16 protein-coding genes are annotated in these 16,847 nt (G+C 60.5%); 12 read left to right on the forward strand and 4 right to left on the reverse strand.

Annotated elements, in window-relative coordinates; all coding sequences use genetic code 11:
* Positions 1 to 22: 22 nt before the first annotated feature.
* The 4 genes from atpG to glmU all read left to right on the forward strand — a co-directional run bounded on the left by atpG (position 23) and on the right by glmU (position 4,210).
* On the forward strand, positions 23 to 889 hold the full coding sequence (gene atpG / locus M2366_RS15600; protein ID WP_224431636.1) for a F0F1 ATP synthase subunit gamma: 867 nt from the start codon (positions 23 to 25) through the stop codon (positions 887 to 889).
* Between the two features lie 33 nt (positions 890 to 922).
* Positions 923 to 2,311 carry a F0F1 ATP synthase subunit beta gene (gene atpD, locus M2366_RS15605; protein WP_042044021.1) on the forward strand — a complete coding sequence of 463 codons (1,389 nt, stop codon included), beginning with the start codon at positions 923 to 925 and terminating at the stop codon, positions 2,309 to 2,311.
* A gap of 18 nt (positions 2,312 to 2,329) precedes the next feature.
* A complete protein-coding gene (locus M2366_RS15610; protein WP_005893194.1) occupies positions 2,330 to 2,755 on the forward strand; it encodes a F0F1 ATP synthase subunit epsilon in 426 nt (141 codons plus the stop codon).
* A 93-nt stretch (positions 2,756 to 2,848) separates the two neighbouring features.
* Positions 2,849 to 4,210 (forward strand): bifunctional UDP-N-acetylglucosamine diphosphorylase/glucosamine-1-phosphate N-acetyltransferase GlmU, encoded by a 1,362-nt coding sequence (glmU, locus tag M2366_RS15615; RefSeq protein ID WP_259270125.1) that lies wholly within the window; start codon positions 2,849 to 2,851, stop codon positions 4,208 to 4,210.
* 60 nt (positions 4,211 to 4,270) lie between these two features.
* On the opposite strand, the gene creD is transcribed toward glmU, so the two are convergent.
* The 3 genes from creD to blrA all read right to left on the reverse strand — a co-directional run bounded on the left by creD (position 4,271) and on the right by blrA (position 8,032).
* Positions 4,271 to 5,614, reverse strand: coding sequence for a cell envelope integrity protein CreD (creD, locus tag M2366_RS15620; protein WP_259270126.1), 1,344 nt, complete (start codon positions 5,612 to 5,614; stop codon positions 4,271 to 4,273).
* A gap of 169 nt (positions 5,615 to 5,783) precedes the next feature.
* Positions 5,784 to 7,208, reverse strand: coding sequence for a beta-lactam sensor histidine kinase BlrB (gene blrB, locus M2366_RS15625; RefSeq protein ID WP_259270127.1), 1,425 nt, complete (start codon positions 7,206 to 7,208; stop codon positions 5,784 to 5,786).
* A 149-nt stretch (positions 7,209 to 7,357) separates the two neighbouring features.
* Positions 7,358 to 8,032 (reverse strand): beta-lactam response regulator transcription factor BlrA, encoded by a 675-nt coding sequence (blrA, locus tag M2366_RS15630; protein ID WP_259270128.1) that lies wholly within the window; start codon positions 8,030 to 8,032, stop codon positions 7,358 to 7,360.
* 123 nt (positions 8,033 to 8,155) lie between these two features.
* Here blrA and M2366_RS15635 point away from each other — a divergent pair, with 123 nt between their 5' ends.
* A complete protein-coding gene (locus tag M2366_RS15635; protein ID WP_224431631.1) occupies positions 8,156 to 8,929 on the forward strand; it encodes a DeoR/GlpR family DNA-binding transcription regulator in 774 nt (257 codons plus the stop codon).
* A gap of 50 nt (positions 8,930 to 8,979) precedes the next feature.
* On the forward strand, positions 8,980 to 10,812 hold the full coding sequence (glmS, locus tag M2366_RS15640) for a glutamine--fructose-6-phosphate transaminase (isomerizing) (RefSeq protein ID WP_042044027.1): 1,833 nt from the start codon (positions 8,980 to 8,982) through the stop codon (positions 10,810 to 10,812).
* Between the two features lie 62 nt (positions 10,813 to 10,874).
* Here the strand turns inward: glmS and M2366_RS15645 are convergent, their stop codons facing one another.
* Positions 10,875 to 11,651, reverse strand: a complete 777-nt coding sequence (locus M2366_RS15645; RefSeq protein WP_224431630.1) for a LuxR family transcriptional regulator — start codon at positions 11,649 to 11,651, stop codon at positions 10,875 to 10,877.
* A gap of 209 nt (positions 11,652 to 11,860) precedes the next feature.
* Between M2366_RS15645 and M2366_RS15650 the strand changes: the two genes are divergently transcribed.
* Genes M2366_RS15650 through M2366_RS15675 form a run of 6 tightly spaced genes read left to right on the forward strand, consistent with a single transcriptional unit; the run spans position 11,861 to position 16,682 of the window.
* On the forward strand, positions 11,861 to 12,619 hold the full coding sequence (locus tag M2366_RS15650; RefSeq protein ID WP_042044046.1) for a DUF3450 domain-containing protein: 759 nt from the start codon (positions 11,861 to 11,863) through the stop codon (positions 12,617 to 12,619).
* Positions 12,616 to 13,911, forward strand: coding sequence for a MotA/TolQ/ExbB proton channel family protein (locus M2366_RS15655; RefSeq protein WP_259270129.1), 1,296 nt, complete (start codon positions 12,616 to 12,618; stop codon positions 13,909 to 13,911). The genes M2366_RS15650 and M2366_RS15655 overlap by 4 nt, the downstream gene beginning before the upstream one ends.
* Positions 13,908 to 14,438 carry a MotA/TolQ/ExbB proton channel family protein gene (locus M2366_RS15660; protein ID WP_042044031.1) on the forward strand — a complete coding sequence of 177 codons (531 nt, stop codon included), beginning with the start codon at positions 13,908 to 13,910 and terminating at the stop codon, positions 14,436 to 14,438. The genes M2366_RS15655 and M2366_RS15660 overlap by 4 nt, the downstream gene beginning before the upstream one ends.
* Complete coding sequence (locus M2366_RS15665) at positions 14,435 to 14,836, forward strand: biopolymer transporter ExbD (RefSeq protein WP_042044032.1); 402 nt, start codon at positions 14,435 to 14,437, stop codon at positions 14,834 to 14,836. Before M2366_RS15660 ends, M2366_RS15665 begins: the two co-directional genes overlap by 4 nt.
* The gene (locus M2366_RS15670; protein ID WP_259270130.1) at positions 14,833 to 15,495 is read left to right on the forward strand and encodes an energy transducer TonB; all 663 of its coding nucleotides are present in this window, start codon (positions 14,833 to 14,835) and stop codon (positions 15,493 to 15,495) included. Before M2366_RS15665 ends, M2366_RS15670 begins: the two co-directional genes overlap by 4 nt.
* Before the next feature lie 2 nt (positions 15,496 to 15,497).
* Positions 15,498 to 16,682 carry a tetratricopeptide repeat protein gene (locus M2366_RS15675; RefSeq protein WP_259270131.1) on the forward strand — a complete coding sequence of 395 codons (1,185 nt, stop codon included), beginning with the start codon at positions 15,498 to 15,500 and terminating at the stop codon, positions 16,680 to 16,682.
* Positions 16,683 to 16,847 lie beyond the last annotated feature (165 nt).

Raw genomic sequence — 16,847 nt, forward strand, 5'->3', positions numbered from 1 at the left:
GCCACCTGAAGGAGAGTAAGAGATGGCCGGCGCAAAAGAGATACGTACCAAGATCGGGAGTGTGAAGAACACTCAGAAGATCACCGGCGCTATGGAAATGGTGGCAGCAAGCAAGATGCGCCGTGCGCAGGAACGCATGTCTGCCAGCCGTCCGTACGCTGAAACCATGCGCAAGGTGATCGGCCATATCGCCCAGGGGAACTTGGAATACAAGCACCCCTACCTCATGGAACGTGAGGTCAAGCGAGTGGGTTACATCGTCGTCTCCACCGACCGTGGCCTGTGTGGGGGTCTGAACATCAACCTGTTCAAGGCTGCCCTCAATGAGATGAAGGACTGGAGCGCGAAAGGTGCCAAGGTTGACCTGGCACTGATCGGTAACAAGGCTTCCGGCTTCTTCCAGCGGCACGGTGCCAAGGTGCAAGCCCATGTCTCCGGACTGGGTGACAACCCGAGCATCAGTGACCTGATTGGTTCAGTCAAGGTCATGCTGAAGGCTTACGACAATGGTGAGATTGACCGTCTGTACCTGGTGTACAACAAGTTTGTAAACACCATGGTGCAACAACCCCGAGTCGATCAATTGCTGCCTTTGCCCGTAACAGAAGACAGCAAGCTCGCCAAGAAACACCATTGGGATTACCTCTATGAGCCGGATCCCAAACAGCTGCTGAACACCCTGCTGATTCGCTACGTCGAGTCCCAGGTGTACCAGGGCGTGGTGGAAAACTTGGCCAGCGAACAGGCAGCCCGAATGGTTGCCATGCAAGCCGCGACTGACAACGCCGGCAACCTGATTAACGATCTGCAACTGGTGTACAACAAGGCCCGTCAGGCCAGTATTACCCAGGAACTGACAGAGATCGTATCGGGCGCTGCTGCGGTGTAAGGCAAGGGTTATCAAAGATTTAGAGGATTTGACATGAGTAATGGTTTCATCGTCCAAATCATCGGCGCTGTAGTGGACATCGAGTTCCCGCAGAATGCCGTACCCAAGGTGTACGATGCGCTGTGCGTCGTCAGTGAAGGTCAAGGCCAGGGTCTGGTGCTGGAAGTTCAGCAGCAGATCGGTGGCGGTGTCGTGCGCTGCATCACCATGGGTTCCTCCGACGGTCTGCGTCGTGGGTTGGAAGTAGTTAATACCGGCAAGGCAATCCAGGTACCGGTTGGTACCTCGACCCTGGGTCGGATCATGAACGTACTGGGCGAACCCATCGATGAGAAGGGTCCGATCGGCGAAGAAGAGCGTTGGTCCATCCACCGCGAAGCTCCCAGCTACGAAGATCAGTCCAACAGCAACGATCTGCTGGAGACCGGCATCAAGGTTATCGACCTGGTTTGCCCGTTCGCCAAGGGTGGTAAAGTCGGTCTGTTCGGCGGCGCCGGTGTTGGCAAGACCGTCAACATGATGGAGCTGATCCGTAACATCGCGATCGAACACAGCGGCTACTCAGTGTTTGCCGGTGTGGGCGAGCGTACCCGTGAGGGTAACGACTTCTACCACGAGATGATGGAGTCCAACGTACTGGACAAAGTATCCCTGGTTTACGGTCAGATGAACGAGCCGCCCGGAAACCGTCTGCGCGTGGCGCTGACCGGTCTGACCATGGCCGAGAAGTTCCGTGACGAAGGTCGTGACGTGTTGTTCTTCGTGGATAACATCTACCGTTACACCTTGGCCGGTACCGAAGTATCCGCACTGCTGGGCCGTATGCCCTCCGCAGTAGGCTACCAGCCGACCCTGGCCGAGGAGATGGGTGTTCTGCAAGAACGTATCACCTCCACCCGGACCGGTTCCATCACCTCCGTACAGGCCGTTTACGTCCCTGCGGATGACTTGACCGACCCGTCCCCGGCGACCACCTTCGCCCACCTGGATGCGACCGTCGTTCTGTCCCGTCAGATCGCGGCACTGGGTATCTACCCGGCCGTTGACCCGCTGGACTCCACCTCCCGTCAGCTGGATCCGCTGGTGGTTGGCAAGGAGCACTACGACACCGCTCGTGGCGTTCAGACCGTACTGCAGCGCTACAAAGAGCTGAAGGACATCATCGCCATCCTGGGTATGGATGAACTGTCAGAAGAAGACAAACTGACCGTATCCCGTGCCCGTAAGATCGAGCGTTACTTGTCCCAGCCGTTCTTCGTGGCAGAAGTATTTACCGGTTCACCGGGCAAATACGTGCCGCTGAAAGAGACCATTCGTGGTTTCCAGGGCATCCTGAAAGGCGAGTATGACGATCTGCCTGAGCAGGCGTTCTACATGGTTGGCGGTATCGACGAAGTCGTCGAGAAAGCCAAGAAACTGTAAGCCTCGATAGGAGGACCCATGGCTGAGATATCCTTTCACCTGGATGTGGTGAGCGCAGAGGGCAAACTGTTTGCCGGCCGTGTTCAGACCGTACAGGTTTCAGGCTCCGAAGGTGAGCTGGGTATCCACCACGGTCACGCGCCGCTGCTGACTGCCATCAAGCCGGGCCTGGTCCGCTTGATCAAGCAGAATGGTGGCGAAGAGGTGATGTACGTTTCCGGCGGCATGCTGGAAGTACAACCCGAAGCCGTGACTGTGCTGGCCGATACCGCAATTCGTGCCGACGATCTGGATGAGGCGAAAGCCCAGGAAGCCAAGCGTCGTGCCGAGGAGCGGATCAACAGCTCCCATGGTGACATCGATTACGCCCAGGCCGCTACCGAGCTGGCCAAGGCGATGGCCCAACTGCGGGTTATCGATATCGTCAAAAAGAATTACCGTTAATAGCGGTGATGCAAAAAGCGACCTTCGGGTCGCTTTTTTTTTATCCGTTGGATAGACTCCGCCGAGCATTTCCTCAAGTTTCAAAGGCTGGCTATGTCTCTCAACGTCGTGATCCTGGCTGCGGGTAAAGGTACTCGCATGCGCTCCTCCTTGCCAAAAGTACTGCACCCTGTCGCCAACAAGCCCATGGTCTCCCATGTCATCGACACCGCTCGCCAGATAGGTGCCGAACAACTGCACCTGGTCTATGGCCACGGCGCCGAGTTGCTCAAGGAGCGGATCGCCGCGCCGGATCTGAACTGGGTGCTGCAGGCCCAGCAGCTGGGCACCGGCCATGCGGTGGCCCAGGCGATCCCGTTCTGGCAAGACGAAGACGACGTACTGGTGCTGTACGGCGATACCCCGCTGATCCAGCCCGAGACCCTGCAACGACTGCTGGCCGCCAAGGCCGATGGCGGCATGGCGCTGCTGACCGTGGTGCTGGACAACCCGACCGGCTATGGCCGTATCGTCCGTGAGAACGGCCAGGTGGTCGGCATCATCGAGCAGAAGGATGCCAACGCCGAGCAGCTCGCCATCCGCGAAGTGAATACCGGCGTGCTGGTGGCCAAGGGGGCGCAGTTGCGTAGCTGGTTGTCCCGTCTGGACAACAAGAATGCCCAGGGCGAGTTCTATCTCACCGACGTCATTGCCATGGCCCACGGGGATGGTTGCGCCATCGCCGCCGTTCATCCGGACAGCGCCATGGAGGTGGAAGGGGCCAACAACCGGGTGCAGCTTGCGGCATTGGAGCGCAGCTACCAGCAGATGCAGGCCGAACGGTTGATGATCGCCGGTGTGACCCTGATCGATCCGGCCCGCTTCGACTTGCGCGGCGAACTGGAGGTGGGTGAAGAGGTGGTGATCGACGTCAACGTCATCATCGAGGGCAAGGTCAAACTCGGCAACCATGTGCGCATCGGTGCGGGTTGCGTGCTGAAAGATTGCGAAATCGGCGATCACAGTGAAGTGAAACCCTACTCCGTCATCGAGGGGGCGCAGGTTGCTGACCAGTGCTCGGTCGGCCCCTTTGCCCGCCTGCGGCCCGGTGCCGTGCTGGAACAGGATGCTCATGTGGGCAACTTCGTCGAGATGAAGAAATCCCGGCTCGGGGTTGGCTCCAAGTGTGGTCACCTGACCTATCTGGGAGACACCGAGGTGGGTGCCAGGGTGAACATAGGTGCCGGCACCATCACTTGTAATTATGATGGGGTGAACAAGTTCCAGACCATCATAGAGGATGACGTCTTCGTCGGCTCCGACACCCAGCTGGTGGCGCCGGTGCGCATCGGCAAGGGCGCGACCCTGGGGGCGGGCTCGACCATCACCAAGGACGTGGCCGAGCACGAACTGGTTATCACCCGGGTGCCCCAGCGCCATATCCAGAATTGGGCGCGTCCGGTCAAGAAGAAGTGATGCCCGATCAATCCCTACCCATGAAATAAAGGAAACCGGCGCCTTGTGGCGCCGGTTTTTTTATGGCCTGGACTCCGTGCTCTCCATGACCCTGTACCAGTCCAGCTTGCGGGTCAGCATCATGATCAGCGCCAGTATGGCAAACAGCAGCAGGGCGCCGAGCAGTAACGCGCTCTGCTCTGCTTGCAGCAAGCCATAGAGGGTGGCATAGACAACCCCCAGCAGGGCCGCGAAGCCGAGCCCTTGCTTCAGGCCCCCCAGCACATGGCTCAGGTAGAAACCATTGAGCGCCACGCTGGCCAGCGCCGCCAGCAGGTAGGCGAGGGCGAAGCCCAGATGCTCGGTCAGCGCCAGCAGTAGCAGATAGAAGATGACCAGCCCCATACCGACCAGGGCGTACTGGATGGGGTGGACCCTTAGCCCTTTGAGCAGCTCGAACATGAAGAAGCTGATGAAGGTGAGGCCGATGAACAGCAGGGCGTACTTGGCCGCTCGCTCGTTGAGTCGGTATTGATCCACAGACTGCACCAGACTGACGCTGAAGGCGGGCAGTGCTTGCTCCTTGCCACTCATGCTGCGCAAGAAGCGGGTCTCCATGTCGGTGGCGAACCAGCTGGTCTGCCAGTTGGCATTGAAACCCGCCTCATCCAGTTTGCGACTGCCCGGCAGGAAATCGCCGATGAAGTTGGGATGAGGCCAGTTGCCGGTCAGTTGCAGCCTGCTCTCCCGACCGAGGGGCACCAGCTCCAGGCTGTTCATACCCTGCAAGTTCAGCTCGATATGAAACTCACCCTGTTCGCCCGGCAAGGCGTCGAGCGGCGCGTGAATACCCGCCTGATCCTCTCCCAGCAGGGCACCGGGGACGAAGGGGATGTGGCGATCTCCCAGTTGCAGCACCGGGACGCTGTTGATGCCACGGGCGTCAGACAGCACCAGGCTGAGGTAGGGTTTGCCCGGGACCAGGGCGGGATCCGCGGCGTCGAAGCTCAGCTCCGGGTTGCTGGCCAGCAGTGCCTTGTCCGTCAGGGTATCGGGCAGGCGACCGGACAGGGTGATGGTGGAGTGGTAGATCTGCGCCTGATAGATGCCGAGCTTGCGGGGGGTGACCACCATGTTGGCGCGCATATCCAGCTGTTCCGGCAGCAGGTAGCGATAGAGCCGCTCCTGACGCACGAAGCGCTTGCCATCCTGCTCCACGGTAACGGCGCGGCTATAGGGTTGCACCAGCACTGGCCCCAGCAGCCGCTGCGGGCCGCTGCTGCTGGCCATCATGCTGCCGATGGCCTGACGCTGATAGCTCTGGCGCTCGTGATTGAGATCCAGAATGGATTGTACCGGCAGCATCAGCAGCAGGCCGAGCAGCAGTAGCAGGAAGATCTTGTGGGTGACAATCTGTTTGACCATGACGGGCTCCTTGTTATCGCAAGCCAGTCTCCCCGGGCTGGATGAAGGGGAGATGAGCCCCTGTGAAGTGAGGGTGAAGGAGAGAGAAAAAACCGACCTCCGCTGAGGTGGGGGATGGGAGCCTGATAGGTGTGTTCGCCGGTTGCCTGCCCGAGGCTTGGCTCAGGGGTTAACCATGGCTGGGCAGCCAGAGTTCGGCCAGTACCCCGCCTTGCTGGCCGTTGTGCAACGTCAGGCTGCCTCCATGTTGGCGGGCCACCTCGGCGGCGAAGCTGAGCCCTATGCCGCTGCTCTTGGCGCCGTTTGGCCTGGGCAGGGAGTAGAAGCGCTCGAAGATGCGCGGCAGGGCGAAATCCGGGATGCCAGGCCCCTGATCCTTGACCCGGAAGCGGTAACCCTCCTGCACCGGTTCGCCCTCTATCACTAACAGGCCTCCGCTTGGACTGAAGTCGAGGGCATTGTCGATCAGATTGCCCAGCGCCTGCCCCACCAGCAGTCGATCCCAGCGTTGTGGCTGGGCTGGTTTGAGGCGGTGGCTGAGGGTGATGCCGCGCCTGTCGGCCACTATCTGGCGCGCCGCCACCGCCCCTTCCCCCAGCTGCATCGGATCCACCGCCTGACGTTCATGCTCCTGGCCCGACTCGAGGCGAGCGAGCTGCAACATGCGCTCGATCAGCTGCTGCATCCGGGTCGACTCCTGATTGATATTGTTGATGAATCGAGTCGCGACCTCGGCAGGGGGCGCCTCCGCCAGCAGCTCTCCCGCCCCGCGAATGGCGGCCAGGGGGCTCTTGAGTTCATGGGTCAGGCTGTGAACGTACTGCTCTATGTAACGCTTGCCATCGAGCTGGCGGCGCATCGTCTCGAGGGAACGCCCCAACCTGTCCAGCTCCAGACTGTATAGATGGGGCAACTGGGCCGGCTCCCCCTGGCTGACCGCCTGGGCGTAGCTTTCCAGCTTGCGGATGGAACGGTTGAGCCACCACACCAGCAGAGCGCCGATGAGCAGGGCGATGAATAGCATGAGGGCGGCAGCCTGCAATAGCTGGCGCTCACCACGCTCTATCATCGGCAGCAGGGTGTGATTGGGTTTGGCGACGGTGAGGGAGCCCAGTATCTTATTCCCTTCGCGCAGCGGCGCCGCCACGTGCATCACCGAGCTGGTGGGATCGTCCGGGTCGCTGCGGGTGCTGCGGGCGCCATATTGACCGCGCAGGGTCAGGTGGACGTCGTTCCAGCGGGAGTAGTCTTTGCCCAGATCCTGGCCAGAGGAGTCGTAGATAACGCTGCCATTAGCATCAACAACATAGATGCGATACTCGGCCTGCTGCTTGAGGTGGCCGTCGATCAGGGCATTGATGGGGCTCTGGTTGAGGCGAGTGAAGGCATGGGCCAGTCGCCCATTGGCCATCTTGCCATCCTGCAAATCGTCCAGGGCCAGGGGGGCCAGTATCTGGGCCATGTCGACCAGGGTATCTTCGGCGGCGCTGCGCACCCCGGGCTTGATCTCCTCGACGAAGATCTCCAGTACAAACCAGGCGGCCAGGGCGAAGATGAGCAGCAGCCCGGCCAGCAGTTGCAGTCCAATCCTCATACCCGTCCCTGACAGCAAGCTAGTTGCCGTTCTATTGTTCTCATGGCAGATCCCGGTGATCGGGCTGTTGCCGTTCAATGGTCATATTTCGTGTCTCATATTTAATGCCAGCCCAGGCTGCGCGGCAGTTGCAGTCCCATGCACATCGGTCATGCCAGCTCCAGGCTGTAACCCAGCCCCCTGTGGGTCAGGATCAGATTGGCATCGGGATCCCGCTCCCGCAGCTTGGCCCTCAGGGTCTTGATATGGGTATCGACGGTGCGATCCAGGCTCTCTTCGGCCCCGCTCCACACCCGATCCATCAACTGCTGGCGGGAGTAGACCCGACCCGGCGCCTGCATCAGCGTCTTGAGCAGCAGGTATTCGTAGCGGGTGAGGCTCAGGGGCTGACCGTGGAAACAGATGCGGGCCCGCTCCTCATCCAGCAGCAAACCATTGGCCTGTGAGGGGGGCTGCCGCTCGCTGCGGCGCAAGATGGTGCGTACCCTGGCACAGACCTCCCGGGGCGAGAACGGCTTGGCCACATAGTCATCGGCGCCAATCTCCAGCCCGATCAAGCGGTCTATCTCCTCGCTGCGGGCGGTGAGGAACATCAGCGGGGTGTCGCTGTGCGCCCGCACCCGCTTGCACAGCTCGAAGCCATTGATGTCGGGCAGACCCACATCCAGGATCAGGAAGTCAGGTTGCGTCTGTTCCAGTCGCGCCAACATGGTCTCGCCCAGGTTGAACCAGATCACCTCGAACCCCTCGGTCTGCAGGGCATAGATCAGGGTGTCGGCGATGTTGGCTTCGTCTTCTACCAACCATATCAATCTCTTGTGCATGGGATCCTCTCACTCTCTGCCGGTCTATTTTGGCAGCTAAGTGATGGGGATCCTATTTTGTCCGCTTGTTTTTCCCGCAAAGCTTGCTAATATCCCGCCATTCTTTCGAATCGAAACTTAGAGATGACAAAACGAAACACTCAACAGCGCCGCCACACCATAGTGACCCTGGTGCAAGAGCAGGGCGAAGTGAGCGTCGATACCCTGGCCAAGCACTTCTCCACCTCGGAAGTGACCATCCGCAAGGATCTGGCGGTGCTGGAAACTGGCGGTCTGCTGCTGCGTCGTTATGGGGGCGCCGTGCCGCTACCGAGCGAGATGGTCGTGACGGATAACCCGGAACAAGTTTCGAAGCGAAAGCTGGCCATCGCCCGTGCAGCTGCCGACCGGATCCGCGATCACAATCGCATCATCATCGACAGCGGCAGTACCACCAGCGCCATGATCCCCATGCTGGGCAACAAGCGTGGCCTCATCGTCATGACCAACTCCCTCAATGTGGCGGGTGCCCTGCGCGAGCTGGAGAACGAACCCACCCTGCTGATGACCGGCGGCACCTGGGATCCCCACTCCGAGTCCTTTCAGGGCCAGGTGGCGGAGCAGGTGTTGCGCTCCTATGACTTCGACCAGCTGTTCATCGGCGCCGATGGCATAGATCCCGAGCGGGGCACCACCACCTTCAACGAGCTGGTGGGCCTGTCCCGGGTGATGGCCGAGGTGTCGCGGGAGGTGATCGTCATGGTCGAGTCAGAAAAAATAGGCCGCAAGATCCCCAACCTGGAGTTGCCCTGGGCGCAAATCCATACCCTGGTGACGGACGAAGACTTGGCCGACGAGACCCGGCAACTACTCGAATCCAAAGGGGTGACGCTGATCTGCGCCCCCCTCGCAGGCTGACGCTCGCCAGCTCATCCCATTGTTAACAATTCAATTTTAAGGAGAAGTCTATGTGTGGCATCGTCGGGGCAGTCGCCCAACGTGATGTGGCTGAAATTCTGGTGGAAGGCCTGCGCCGTCTCGAGTATCGCGGTTATGACTCCGCCGGTGTGGCCGTGTTCAGCAGCGAGCACCCGTTGCAACGGGTGCGCCGTCTGGGCAAGGTGGCCGAGCTGGCCAAGGCGCTGGACGAACAGTCCGTCCATGGCGGTACCGGCATCGCCCACACTCGCTGGGCGACCCACGGCGAGCCCTCCGAGCGCAATGCCCACCCCCATGTCTCCGAGCATATCGTCGTGGTGCACAATGGCATCATCGAAAACCACGAAGAGCTGCGGGCCGAGTTGCAGGGGCTGGGCTATGAGTTCAGCTCAGACACCGACACCGAGGTGATCGCTCACCTGGTGCACCACGAACTGAAATCCGCCCCCAGCCTGCTGGTGGCTATGCAAGTCGCGGTGAAGCAGCTGCGCGGCGCCTACGGCACAGTGGTGATGGACAGCCGTGACGACAGCCGGGTGGTGGTGGCCCGCTCCGGCTCCCCTCTGGTGATCGGTCGCGGCATCGGCGAGAACTTCATCGCCTCCGATCAGATGGCGCTGCTGCCGGTGACCCGTCGTTTCATCTTCCTGGAAGAGGGTGACGTGGCCGAGGTGACCCGCCGTGACGTGCACATCTTCGATACCCAGGGCAACGCCGTGGTGCGCGAGGAGCTGGAATCCGAGCTCTCCCACGACGCCGGTGACAAGGGCGAGTACCGCCACTACATGCTCAAAGAGATCTACGAGCAGCCCAAGGCCATCACCAACACCCTGGAAGGGCGGCTGGGCAGCGATCATGTGGTGGTCGAGTCGTTCGGCAATGGCGCCCGCGCCATCTTCGACCAGGTCGAGCACATCCAGATCATCGCCTGCGGTACCTCCTACAACTCCGGCATGGTGGCCCGCTACTGGTTCGAAGAGATCGCCGGGGTGTCGTGCGACGTGGAGATCGCCTCCGAATTCCGCTATCGCAAGTCGGTGGTGCGCCCCAACAGCCTGCTGGTGACCCTGTCCCAGAGCGGCGAGACCGCCGATACCCTGGCCGCCCTGCGTCTGGCCAAGGAGTCCGGCTACATGAGCTCCCTGGCGATCTGCAACGTACCGGGTTCCTCCCTGGTGCGGGAATCGGATCTCGCCTTCATGACCCGGGCCGGTACCGAGATTGGCGTCGCCTCCACCAAGGCTTTCACCACCCAGTTGGCCGGCCTGCTGATGCTGGTGACCGCCATCGGTCATTGCCGTGGCAACCTGAGTGCCGCCGCCGAGGCTGAGCTGGTCAAGGCGCTGAAGACCCTGCCGCAGCGCATCAAGGAGAGTCTGGCGCTGGCCAAGGAGATCGAAACCCTGGCCGAAGAGTTTGCCGACAAGCACCACAGCCTGTTCCTGGGTCGCGGCAGCCAATACCCCATTGCCATGGAAGGGGCGCTCAAGCTCAAAGAGATCTCCTACATCCATGCCGAAGCCTATGCGGCCGGTGAGCTGAAGCATGGCCCGCTGGCGCTGGTGGATGCCGAGATGCCCATCATAGTGGTGGCGCCGAACAACGATCTGCTGGAGAAGCTCAAGTCCAACGTCGAAGAGGTGCGCGCTCGTGGCGGCATTCTCTATGTGTTCGCCGATGCGGCCGCCGGCTTCAAGAGCGACCAGACCATGCGGGTGATGAACCTCAGCCATGTCGAGGAGGCGATCGCCCCCATCGTCTACACGGTGCCCTTGCAGCTGCTCTCCTACCATGTCGCCCTCATCAAGGGCACGGACGTGGATCAGCCGCGCAACCTGGCCAAGTCGGTTACGGTTGAATAAGCCAAAGATGATCCCATGAAAAAGAGCCGCAAATGCGGCTCTTTTTGTTGCTGCTGAACAGATTACGACAGCCGCAGGTTGGTGATGGTCACATCGGTCAGGGAGGGCACAATGATGCCGCTGGAGATCCCCTTGGCGATGGCCTGACTGCGGTTCTTGGAGTCCGTCTTGTTGGTCACCTGATTGAGGTGGAAATTGACGGTCCGTTCGCTGATGCCGAGTATGGTGGCTATCTCCCAGGAGGTCTTGCCCTCGCTGGCCCAGAACAGGCACTCCTTCTCCCGGTCCGACAGCTCGGTCAGATACTTCATCAGATCCGGTCTGGCCTTGATGAGGGTCAGGGCCGAGTTGAAGATGTAGCTGGCACAGAAGGAGAGCATGGGCACGTTGTCGAACATCAGCTCGGAATCGGATTTTTCCTTGGTAATAAAGGAGAGGATGCCGTGTTCACCCTGGGGGGTGTGCAGCGGAAAGGAGACACCGTTACGAACGCCGAAGTCGGCGGCCAGGTTCATCACTTCCTGACTGGCGCTGGGTAGCCAGGGAGAGGTGCAATCAAGCTGATTCCAGAAGATGGGCTGAGTCTGTTTGAGGCCAAGATGCACCACAGGATCCTGAGTCAGGAACTGTTTTTCCGTATAGGCATTGAACCAGCTGGTTGGGCAATTATTGAACAGGGCGACGTGGGATTTTTGCATGCTGATGGGAAAAATAATCAGCAAACGAAAATAATCGAAGCCCATCTGGTGGCTAAAACGTTCCAGAAGCTGCTGGATGTCGCTTGTTTTCTTGGCCCTGGTAAACCTGTCTATGTGTTCCCATATGGCGTCGTTAAACATCTTTCTCTCCTTTTTCGATCCCTATCTTGCTGATCGAAAAGATATTTTTTAGTTATAAATGTGGTGTTGCTTCTACCAACGCCAGTACATCCCGTGTTTGTCTAAAAATTATCCTGTTTTTTTCCCCCTAGGCCAAGGACTGATGTCGATTGCTACTGGTCCCATGATTTGAAATAATGAGAATAGTTATCATTGATAAGATCTATTTCATGAACAAGTTATGGTGTCTGGCCCTGTTGCCATTATCGATCTCCTTGTCAGTTTCTGCCGATGAACTGGTCAAGCCTGCTCTCAAGGCGAGTATTGCCGCCGGGCAAGCATCCCAGCTGCGGGTGGAGAAAGCGGCCGATGCCGCCCTCGCCGCTCGCCAGGAGTTGCAGAATGCCGAATTGCAACTGCGCGACCTCGAGGCTTACAACAGCTATATGCAGTCTCTGGTCGCCGATCAGCGCAAGGAGCTGACTCGCCTCAATACCCAGCTCGGCGCGGTGGAAGAGACCCGTCAGGGCCTTATTCCCCTGATGCTGAAGATGCAGAGCGACCTGGCGTCGCTGGTGCAAGATGATATTCCCCTGCGCAAGGAGGAGCGGTTATCACGGGTGCAGGGGTTGAAAGCGACCCTGGCGCGCAGCGACGTGAGCGAGGCGGAGAAATTTCGTCAACTGTTGCAGGCCTATCAGATCGAGGCCGAATACGGTAACCGGCTCGATGCCTATTCGGCCGAGTTGACCCTGGATGGCACGCCGCGCCGGGTCGAGGTGTTGGCCGTGGGCCGGGTGGCCCTGCTCGCCATGACGGCGGATCACAGCCTGGCCTGGCGCTGGTCGGCACAACAGAAAGCATGGCTGGCGCTGGATGAACAGTGGCTGAGCCCGCTCGGCGAGGCATTCGCCATGGCAAAAGAGAAGGGCGTCCCCCAGTTGTTGCAACTGCCGCTCTCCGTGGCTCTGCAGGAGACCCAGTCATGAGACAACTTCCCCTTCTTGTCGCTCTGACACTGGGCATGATGCAGCCAGCGTTGGCCAATGAAGACTGGCAGGCACAGGAGCAGGCCCGCGAACAACAAGCGAGTCAGGATCTTGGTGAGGTCAGCAAGACCCTGGCGAGCGCCCGTGCCCGGCTGGGTGCCGCCCAGCAGCAGAGCAAGCAGCTGGCGAGTGAATTTGCCGACAATGAGAAAAAGCTGGGTGAATTGAAATCCCAGTGGCAGCAAGCGGCCAGCGACATGGACGAGGTCTTTGCCGTGGCCCGCCAGGGAGCAAACGACGCGACCAGGTTGCTCGGTGGCTCGGCGCTTCAGGGTCAATATGGCGATCGCTTGCAACCCTTGCAGCAGATGAGCAAGGAGCAGGATGTGCCGGACCGCACCGCCCTGGCTCAACTGCCAAGTCTACTGATGCAAGAGATCACCGGATCGGGCCAGGTTACCCGCTTCGACGCCAATGTGCTGGATGGCCAGGGCGCCGCCAGCCGCCAGCCGGTGACCCGCATCGGCAGCTTCATGTTGCTGGGGAAAGAGGGTCTGCTCCAGGTGGAAGCAGATGGCCTGACTCCTGTGCTCGGTCTGCCCGCCAGTCTCAATCGTGCCGCCCATGCATACCAGGGTCAGGAGGGCGAGGCCGTACCGCTCGATCCCTCCCATGGCGTCCTGCTTGCCATGCAGGCCCAGGCCCCTGGTTTCTGGCAGCAGCTGCAGCAGGGAGGAAAAGTGGGCGCCATCATCATACTGCTGGCCCTGATCGGCCTGGGCATCGCCGCGGTGCGGCTGTGGAGCCTCTCTCGCGAGCTGGGCCGGGTGCGTCGTCAGCTGGCTAGCGGTGACTATCATGCGGACAACGCCCTCGGCCGGGTACTGCTGGTCGCGGACAAGCACCCGGAGATCGCCATGGAGACCCTGGAGCTGAGGCTGGATGAGGCCATCTTGCAGGAGACGCCGCGCCTCGAGCGGGGGCTGGGCATGGTCAAGGTGATCGCCGCCCTGGCGCCCATGCTGGGTCTGCTCGGCACGGTGACCGGCATGATTGGCACCTTCCAGGCCATCACCCAGTTCGGTACCGGCGATCCCAAGATCATGGCCGGTGGCATCTCGATGGCGCTGATCACCACCGTCATGGGGCTGGTGGCAGCCATACCGCTCATCCTCTCCCATAGCTTGCTGCAGTCGCGTTTCGTCGAGCTCTCCAATGTGTTGGAGCAGCAAGTGGCCGGCATATTGGCCGAGCGTGCCGAAGGCGAAATACGGGAAGGGCGCGCGGCATGATGCTCGACATCTGGCATCAGTTGCAGAGCTTCATGGGCCGAGGTGGCCCTGTGCTCTGGGTCATACTGGCCATGCTGGCGCTGATGTGGATCCTGATCATTGAGCGGTTGCTGTATCTCAATCTGGGCTATGGCGCATTGCAGCGCCGTCTGCAAGCCGACTGGCAGGCCAGAGCGGAACAAAGCAGCTGGCATGCCCGCGCCATCCGTGGTCGCTGGCTGGCTCAGGCCGAGCTGGAGCTCGGTCGCCATCTGATCATCATCCGCACCCTGGTCGTGCTCTGCCCCATGTTGGGGCTGCTTGGCACAGTGACCGGCATGATAGGGGTGTTCGACACCCTGGCGGCAGCCAACCGTTTTAATCCAGAGAGCATGGCCGGCGGCATCTCCCGCGCCACCATACCCACCATGGCGGGCATGGTCGTTGCCTTGCTCGGCGTATTGTTACTCAGTCGTCTCGACAGCAAGGCCAAACGGGCCTTGGCACAAACCCGGGACGGACTGCGCGAAGAGAAGGTATTACCATGAGACGCCAATCCAAGCGCGTGCGTGATGAAGTGCAGATAGACATGACCCCCATGCTCGACATCGTCTTCATCATGTTGATCTTCTTTATAGTGACCACCTCTTTCGTGCGTGAAGCCGGGCTCGAGGTCAATCGTCCCCAAGCGAGCAATGCCAAGGCCCAGAAGTCCTCCAGCATCATGTTGGCCATCGGTGAACAGGGTCAGATCTACCTGGATCGCAAGCCGGTAGACATAGAGCGGGTGCAAGCCAGCCTGGCGCGCATGTTGGCCGAACAGCCCGAGGCCAGCCTGGTGATCCAGGCTGACGAGCGTGTGCCCCATGGCAAGGTGGTGAGGGTGATGGATGAGGCCAAGGCCGCCGGGATCACCAGCATAGCGGTAGCGGTGTCTGCCCCATGAAGTTCAAGCTGATGAGCCTGGGGCTGGGTCTGCTGCTCAGCCTGGGGATATTGCTGTTCATGGCCGCCCTGGTCGAGCCACCCAAGGAGCGCAGCCAGCGCGATGAACAGGATCCTATCGTCATCCGGATGCAGACGGAGCAGAGCGAGGTCGCGCAGCGAGAGCGCCCTGTCCCGCCTAAACCCGAGCCCCTGCCCGAACCCCCGGCCGCCCTCTCCCTGAGCCCCATGCCCACCCCGGTAACGCCCCCTCTGCCTTCGGTACAACCCAGCCTGGATCTGGTGGCTGATCTGAGTCCTGTGCAGGTTGCCGCCCCCGGTGTACTGGCCGCGCCAGCACCGGCTGCCGTGGCAGCGGGGAATCCCCATGGTCAGCTGGGCGGTGTTGGCAGTAGTGACATTTTGACCCCGCTGCAGCGCATCGAGCCTGCCTACCCCTACCGGGCGCAACAGGCTGGTATAGAGGGTTTCGTGACCCTGAGTTTCGCGGTCGATGCCCAGGGACGGGTACAGGATGTGACCGTGGTCGAGGCCAAACCCAGGCGTCAGTTCGAGCGAGCCGCCATCCAGGCGGTGAGCAAGTGGCGTTATCAGCCAAGACCCGGGGCGAGTGACAAGTTGCCCCAGGTGATCACCCTCAAGTTCAAGTTGGAGTCATGACTATGTTGCGGATCTGGATCTGCCTGTTGGCCCTGGTGAGCGCCGGCAGTTGGGCCATGGAGGTGAGCCCGCTCTTCTCCCGCCAGCTGGCCCCCGTACTCAAGCTCTATCAGTCCGGCCAGTTCCAGCAGGCCCAGAGCCGGGCACGGGAACTCAAGCCTGGCTCCGAGGCTGAGCAGGCCTGGTTGGCTCAGCTCAATGCCTCCCTGGCTGCCAACTTGCAACAGACGGCCCAGGCGAGCCGTTATGTGGAGCAGGCTCTGACCTATAAAGAGTGGCCGGAGCAACAACGGCTCCAACTGCTGCGCCTGCATGGCGATATTCAAGCTCAGCAATCCAACTGGCGTGGCGCCATTGCCAGCTACCAGGCCGTGCTTGCCAAGCAGCCAAGTGACGAGCTCAGGTTGCGCCTGGCGGGTCTCTACTACCACAACAAACAGTACGCAGAGGCTATTAGCCAGAGCGATCAGCTGCTCAAGAAGGGGTGGCAAAAACCGGTGGCCCTGATCCGGCTATCGGCCCTGACTGCCTTGCAGCGTTATTCCCAGGCGGCCGACCAGGCCAGCGAGCTGATCCGCCGTGAACCGACCGAGCAACGCTGGTGGCAACAGGCCGTGGCCCTCAATCTTTCCGCCAAACGGGGCGAGCAGGCCCTGGCGTTGCTGCAAACAGCCATAGACCGCAAGCTGATGGATGATGTGGATACCCGGAGCCAACTGATCCGCTTGTATGCCTGGCAAGGATTACCCTATCGCGGCGCCCGTTTGTTGGAAAACGCCATGAAAAAAGGACAGCTCAAGCAGAGCCCGGAAAATCAGCGCCTGCTTGCCCAGCTTTGGGAAGGCGCGAGAGAGTGGCCCAAGGCCATCGAGAGCTGGCAGACCCTGGCCCGACAGCCCTCCCAGAGCGATGCGGGTTTACGGGCAGCGGAACTTCTGCTGTTGCGAGGCAAAACCGAGGCCGCCATGAGTCAGTTGGCGGCTAGCGGGCAAAACCGGAGCGAGCAGGGACGCAGGGTCAAGGCCCAGCTGGTACAAGCCCTGCTGAATCAAGAGCAATATTCGAAAGCCATGGTGCTGGCTCAGGAGCTTAAAGCCGAAGGTGGCACGGCCTGGCAGGTACGCGCCGAGCGCTGGCTTAGCTATATAGAAGCACGCCAGCATGAATCGGATAAAGATTCGGCGTAATGTCGGCTAATTCGGCGCTTTTGATGGTTTGAGGCTAAAAAGTGCGCGGTCGCGCTGTTTGGATGAGAAAAGCCTTGCCAGCGCGGCTGCCATCCCTATAATGCGCCCCTACCAGCACGGCACAACACGCCGGACTGATGAGCTAGCTTCACAGTGAAGTGGGCT

Origin of the sequence: Aeromonas sp. BIGb0405 (assembly GCF_024807335.1) — a bacterium.
Taxonomy (GTDB): domain Bacteria; phylum Pseudomonadota; class Gammaproteobacteria; order Enterobacterales; family Aeromonadaceae; genus Aeromonas; species Aeromonas rivuli.